Source organism: Mesorhizobium sp. M0159 (assembly GCF_040322295.1).
In the GTDB taxonomy this organism is placed as follows: domain Bacteria; phylum Pseudomonadota; class Alphaproteobacteria; order Rhizobiales; family Rhizobiaceae; genus Mesorhizobium.
The window spans coordinates 1-5,796 of sequence record NZ_JAMYTF010000103.1; the positions used below are offsets into that span (position 1 = coordinate 1).

Sequence of the window (5,796 nt, forward strand, 5' to 3'; positions counted from 1 at the left end):
AATTGCCAGTAATCGTATGGCGAAAGGCGATCTTCGTTGAGCCACACAGCTCCGGCAGCCGTCTTACCCATCTTGACACCTGAAGGAGTCGTCAGAAGCGGCGTAGTCACTCCGAAGACTTCCTTTCCATCCGTCCGCCGTATCAAGTCGATGCCATTGATGATGTTCCCCCACTGGTCGGCTCCACCCATCTGCAGACGGCAACCGGTCCGGCGGGTTAGCTCAAGGAAGTCGAACGCTTGGAGGATCATGTAGTTGAATTCTAAGAAGCTCAGATTCTCCTGCTTTTCCAGCCGCGACTTCACACTGTCGAAAGAGAGCATCCGATTGACGGAGAAATGCCTGCCGACGTCTCTCAGCATGTCGATCCAACGAATGCTGTCCAGCCAGTCGGCATTGTTCACCATCACGGCATCCGTCGGGCCGTCTCCGAAGACAAGGAGACGGCCAAAGACCTTTCTGATCCCTTCAATGTTGGCGGCGATCCGCTCGTCCGTCAGCATCGGCCGCGCCTCCGAACGGAAGCTGGGATCGCCGATGCGGGTGGTCCCACCCCCAATGAGAACGATGGGTTTATGGCCAGTCTGCTGAAGATGACGAAGCGCCATGATCAGAAGAAGATGGCCGACATGAAGACTGTCAGCCGTCGCATCGAAACCAGCGTAAGCGGGTACGATGCCTGCTTCAAAGGCGGCATCGACACCCGGCAGGTCGGTCCCTTGATTTACATAGCCGCGCTCAATGAGCGTCTTCAAAGCCGCCGAACATGGTTCGGAATGAGCGGTTGGTAAATCGGGAAGTGCCATATAGGGAATCCTCCTGGTATTGCCGCCAGGGGGTCCTCTCATGAACAAAGCCGCCTGACGGCGGCTTGTTTCAAGGCATGATCGAAACGCGCCGCTCCTTATGGAAGCGTCGCATAATAGATTGCAGCGATGAGCGCGGACTTGATCATGTGCCGATGCATAAAGGACTTTATCCGCACCTGCAAGCAATCTGAAATGGCTACTTCGGGGAGCTGCCGAGCCTCTGTCGCGACGATTTGCAACTGACTTTTGCACCGTCGCAGAGCTCAACTTTTGCGACAGCATTTCCTGCTTCCCGCTTTCCTTCTGATGTCGAGCCCAGACGCGCTTCACCTGCGCTTCGCTGCAGCAGCCGGTCAGCTTTGCCGTCCTGCCGATACTGTTGCCGCCAGACCGGAAGACAATAATGCGTTCGTGTGTCACCAGTCAGCTTGGTCCGGCATATTTCCCGGTTCCGTCGCAAACTCCAGCTGAGGTCGGGCAGGTTGAGCGTCACGCGCCATCGTTTCCTGCCGCAGATCATCGCCCATGCGGTCTGGCTCTCCTTCAGGTTCCCCTTGAGCCTGTGTTTGGTCGAGGAAATGGCGCTGGAGGGGGATCGTGGTTTCGTATGAGACAATCCGCCGGTGGGGCAACAAATGCGGTCCGCATACGGAGCCATTACGTGACGGCACTTGATATTGCAGCGCAGCAAGCGTAGAGCACCGCGCGCTTATCGGAGTGTCGTCTATGGCCCTTACCAGTACTGGTAACGAGGCAGAACCGGTCGAACAATCGAGCCATTCTGAGGTCGAGCAGCACAGCACCAAGGTGCTGATGCTGGGCGCACTCGGCGTGGTTTACGGCGATATTGGCACCAGCCCGATCTATGCTTTCCGCGAGGCATTGGTGGCATCGTCGGGGGGCGAAGTCGCCAACCGTGGCGACATCCTCGGCGTGTTGTCGCTGATCATCTGGTCGCTGACGATCATCGTCACCATCAAATATATCATGTTCGTGCTCAGGGCCGACAATCGCGGCGAGGGCGGTGTGCTGTCGCTGATGGCGCTGGCGCGCAACAGTTTCCCGACCCGCTCGGCGGTGATCCTCGGCATCGGCATCGTCGGTGCCTCGCTTTTTTTTGGTGACGCAGTCATCACGCCGGCGATCTCGGTGCTGTCGGCGGTCGAAGGCATGAACGTCGTCACGCCGACCTTCCAGCCCTATGTGGTGCCGCTGACGCTGGTCATCCTGGCGATTCTGTTTTCGGCACAGCGGTTTGGAACCGGCGGCGTCGCCCTGATCTTCGGCCCGATCACGGCAGTCTGGTTCCTGGCCATCGGCCTTTCCGGTCTCAACCACATCATCGCCGATCCGGAAATCCTGCTGGCAGTCAGCCCGCATTATATCGTCGCGTTCCTGATCAATTCACCAGACGTCGCCTTCGTGACGATCGGCGCCATCTTCCTCGCCGTCACCGGCGCCGAGGCGCTCTATGCCGATCTCGGCCACTTCGGCCGTAAGCCCATCGTGCTCGCCTGGCTGGCCATCGTGTTCCCTTGCCTGCTGCTGAACTATGCCGGGCAGGGCGCATTCGTGCTGGCGAAAAACGGCGTGGTCGGTCATCCCTTCTTCGAGATGAACGAAGGCTGGACGCTTATTCCGATGGTCGTTCTCGCCACCGCTGCGACCGTCATCGCCAGCCAGGCGGTGATCTCCGGCGCTTTCTCGCTGACCAGGCAAGCGGTGCAGCTCAACATGCTGCCGCGCCTGGAAATCCTACATACGTCGGAAAGACAGTCCGGCCAGATCTACATGCCGCGCGTCAACATGCTGCTGGCGTTGGTGGTGATGCTGCTGGTGGTCGGCTTTGGCGAATCCAGCAAGCTTGCCTCAGCCTACGGCATTTCGGTGACCGGCAACATGCTGGTGACGACGGTGCTGCTGTACGTGATCATGAGCCGCATCTGGAAATGGCAGCTCTGGCTGGCCATCTCCCTGACAGTGGTATTCGCGTTCATCGACATTGGCTTCTTTGCCTCGAACATCGTCAAAGTGTTCGAAGGTGGCTGGGCTTCGCTGGCGGTAGCCTTCACCATCGTGCTGGCGATGTGGACATGGATACGCGGCACCCGCTATTTGTTCGACAAGACGCGCCGGAACGAGATCCCGCTGGATTTCCTTGCCGGCAATCTGCTGAAGAAGAAGCCGCATCTGGTGTCGGGCACCGCGGTGTTCCTGACCAGCGATCCGCTGAGCGCGCCGACCGCGCTGATGCACAGCCTCAAGCACTACAAGGTGCTGCACGAGCAGAACGTCATCCTTTCGGTGGTGACGGCGCCGCAGCCGGTTGTGCCCGACAGCGAGCGCGTCAAGATGGAAACGGTCAACGAGCTGTTCATGCGGGTGACGCTGACCTTCGGCTACATGGAGCAGCCCAACATCCCGCGTGCGCTGGCGATCTGCCGCAAACAGGGCTGGAAGTTCGACATCATGACGACGTCCTTCTTCCTGTCGCGGCGCTCACTCAAGGCGTCGCCCAATTCCGGCATGCCGGTCTGGCAGGACAAGCTGTTCATCGGGCTGGCGCGCACGGCGGCCGATGCGACCGAGTATTTCCAGATCCCGACCGGACGCGTCGTCGAGATCGGAACGCAAGTGACGATTTAAGGCATGCCGCGGTTGAGAAGAATCGGTGCTGTCACATTGATTGAGCGGTAAGGAAATTGAGGTAGCAGCGTGCCCGGCACTGTAAAGTTTCAGCGGCTTGATGCAGCGATAGCTGGCCGGGACGGCTGTCACGCTGCGGCGACACACGCGCCAACGGCCAGTCGGGTGTCGCGAATTGAGGCGCGCTGAAGCCGTCCGGCTCAGCCGATCATGGCGCTTCGGTTGCCGGGTTCGAGGTCGTGGCCTCTGCCGCTGCGCGATTCTAGCATTTGCGCCTTGGAGAGCTCTGCTTCAGCCTCGGCGAGGCATGGCTCGGCTGTGGTTCTCTGCCGCAGAAGGTCCGATTGCGAATTCTTGAGGTTGTCACGACGTAGGCGGGCGGCCTTGGCGAACGTCGGATAAGCGAAATGATTGATATCGGAGATGCCGGCCTTCGTTTCCTCGGCGTTTATCTGGAAGTCCAGTTCTCGCGCCATGCGTTCGAAATCGGCAATCATCATGTCTAGCTGCTGCAACTGTCGCCGCTTCTCATTCACCTGAAATTGCTTCAGTCGGACCAGATTACCTCGTGGCTTCATGACTCGGTACTCCGGTACACATTTCGTCCAATCAAACCGCTCTCTCCCAGCCCCTTAACGTTAGGCCTACAGCGACTCTCACGGTTTCTGCTGCGAGAGGAAACATATTTTCGAAATCCTTGGCCGATGGCCATGAGTTCAATGGCATCGACAAGCATGCGAGCGAGGAACTTAAGGGGCGGTAAAAAAAGGCGGAATAGGGCGATTTCACATTGTCTGCATATGAACGCGTTGAGACCTGCGGCGGGCTTGTCACACAAACCAATCGCCAAGATTTGCGACATAGACGCCGGGGGGCATGAATACGCCCGCCGTCAGCTACACGCCCCCCGATTTCCGCCGCCTATTATCGCCCACGCGGTCTGGCTTTATTTCCGGGTTCCGCTGAGCCTGCGTCTGGTTGAGGAAATGCTGCTGGAACGCGGCATCGTGGTTTCGTATGAGACAATTCGCCGGTGGGGCATCAAGTTCGGGCCGGACTACGCTCGCTGCTTGCGCCGCAAGCCGCCGTGCCGGAATCATGTCTGGTACCCGAACGAAGTGGTCGTCACCATCGCCGGCAAAAAAAAGCTTTGGTTGTGGCGCGCCGTCGACCAGGATGGATATGTGCTGGACGAAATCGTGCAAAACCGCCGCAACACCAAAGCCGCCAAGCGCTTGCTGACGCGGCTGTTTAAGAAGCAGGGGCTCGCGCCGAAGCGCATGATCACCGACAAGCTGCGCTCGTATGGAGCGGCAAAGCGACAGGTGATGCCGGACGTCGAGCACCGGTCGCACAAGGGGTTGAACAACAGAGCGGAGAATTCCCATGTGCCGCCGCGAAAACGGGAGCGGATGATGCAGGGGGTCTTGGAATCGACTGCTTCTCGATGAATACATGCGTGACGGCGGGACCTATCGCTACCGGCGCTATGGTGCGTTTGAATATGACGCAGTGGAGGGAATTTTTCGGCTCCTGCCGCATGCCCCTTACGAGCAATCGAAAGCCATCAACCACTTTGAATGGCGGCTTCAAGCGCTACTTTGAGCCCTTTGAACAATCCTTTATCGATCATCTGTCTTAAACAAGATTCTGACAGGTTTCTGCAGAATTTTTGTGAAACTGCAGGACATGATCGTTGGAATATTAAGCTTCATCCCTACCGGATTGTTGCACGCGACGGTGTAAACGGCAAACCAGCACCCGAGGGACTCCATCAGGACGGGGTGGATTTCATCGTTTCTCACATGATCGGGCGGGTTAACGTCACCGGCGGTATGAGCACGATTACAGATGCCTCAAAGCGGTTCCTCGGCGATGTCGAAATGAACCTTCCAAATGATTTTGTGATCTGCAACGACCGCAAGACGTTTCATGATGTATCATCGATCGTGACCGAAAATCCGAAAATGCCGTTCGCATATCGTGACGTCCTTGTCATCGCCTTCGAGAAACTATGAATCGAGTCTTGAACCTAACACTACTTTGGCAGATTTTTAGCGGAGAGGGTTCTGCGGCAGTGGGGACAACGGATTGGGGGCGGCTGCGCGAGCGCGGAGAGGATGGCTTGCCTGACGGCGGGTAGGCTCGGTTGGGGCGGTGGGCCGAGGATTCTTTTTTCCCCCTCCCGCTTGTTTGAGGCGGCGAGATTGCAGGAACGCATAGGCGATCATCGTCATCAGCGCGTGTCGGTGCAGACCCGTCCATGAGCGCCCCTCGAAGTGGTCGAGGCCAAGTTCCTCCTTGAGCTGCTGATGCGCCTGTTCGCAGACCCAGCGCGCCT

Annotated in this window: 5 protein-coding genes and 3 pseudogenes; 5 read left to right on the forward strand and 3 right to left on the reverse strand. The window is 58.1% G+C overall.

All coding sequences use genetic code 11. The annotated features are described in order from the left end of the window. The coding region (tyrS, locus tag NKJ32_RS34815) for a tyrosine--tRNA ligase (RefSeq protein ID WP_352830438.1) at positions 1-806 on the reverse strand (806 nt) is incomplete at its 3' end. A gap of 470 nt (positions 807-1,276) precedes the next feature. On the opposite strand from tyrS, the pseudogene NKJ32_RS34820 reads away from it, so the two are divergent. Both NKJ32_RS34820 and NKJ32_RS34825 read left to right on the forward strand, forming a co-directional pair. Further along, positions 1,277-1,451, forward strand: a pseudogene (locus NKJ32_RS34820) (IS6 family transposase); the annotation flags it as partial. Positions 1,452-1,535: 84 nt separating this feature from the next. Further along, positions 1,536-3,455 carry a potassium transporter Kup gene (locus tag NKJ32_RS34825; protein WP_352830441.1) on the forward strand — a complete coding sequence of 640 codons (1,920 nt, stop codon included), beginning with the start codon at positions 1,536-1,538 and terminating at the stop codon, positions 3,453-3,455. A 200-nt stretch (positions 3,456-3,655) separates the two neighbouring features. On the opposite strand, the gene NKJ32_RS34830 is transcribed toward NKJ32_RS34825, so the two are convergent. Further along, the gene (locus NKJ32_RS34830) at positions 3,656-4,033 is read right to left on the reverse strand and encodes a flagellar export protein FliJ (protein WP_352451800.1); all 378 of its coding nucleotides are present in this window, start codon (positions 4,031-4,033) and stop codon (positions 3,656-3,658) included. A gap of 298 nt (positions 4,034-4,331) precedes the next feature. Between NKJ32_RS34830 and NKJ32_RS34835 the strand changes: the two are divergent. From NKJ32_RS34835 to NKJ32_RS34845, 3 genes and pseudogenes are all read left to right on the forward strand, one after another. Continuing rightward, a pseudogene (locus NKJ32_RS34835) lies at positions 4,332-4,876 on the forward strand (IS6 family transposase); the annotation flags it as partial. A 34-nt stretch (positions 4,877-4,910) separates the two neighbouring features. Beyond that, on the forward strand, positions 4,911-5,060 hold the full coding sequence (locus tag NKJ32_RS34840; protein WP_352509853.1) for a 2OG-Fe dioxygenase family protein: 150 nt from the start codon (positions 4,911-4,913) through the stop codon (positions 5,058-5,060). Then, entirely contained in the window at positions 5,036-5,473 is a 438-nt protein-coding gene (locus NKJ32_RS34845; protein ID WP_352509854.1) for a 2OG-Fe dioxygenase family protein, read from the forward strand. Before NKJ32_RS34840 ends, NKJ32_RS34845 begins: the two co-directional genes overlap by 25 nt. Positions 5,474-5,509: 36 nt before the next feature. On the opposite strand, the pseudogene NKJ32_RS34850 reads toward NKJ32_RS34845, so the two are convergent. Continuing rightward, positions 5,510-5,796, reverse strand: a pseudogene (locus NKJ32_RS34850) (IS701 family transposase); the annotation flags it as partial.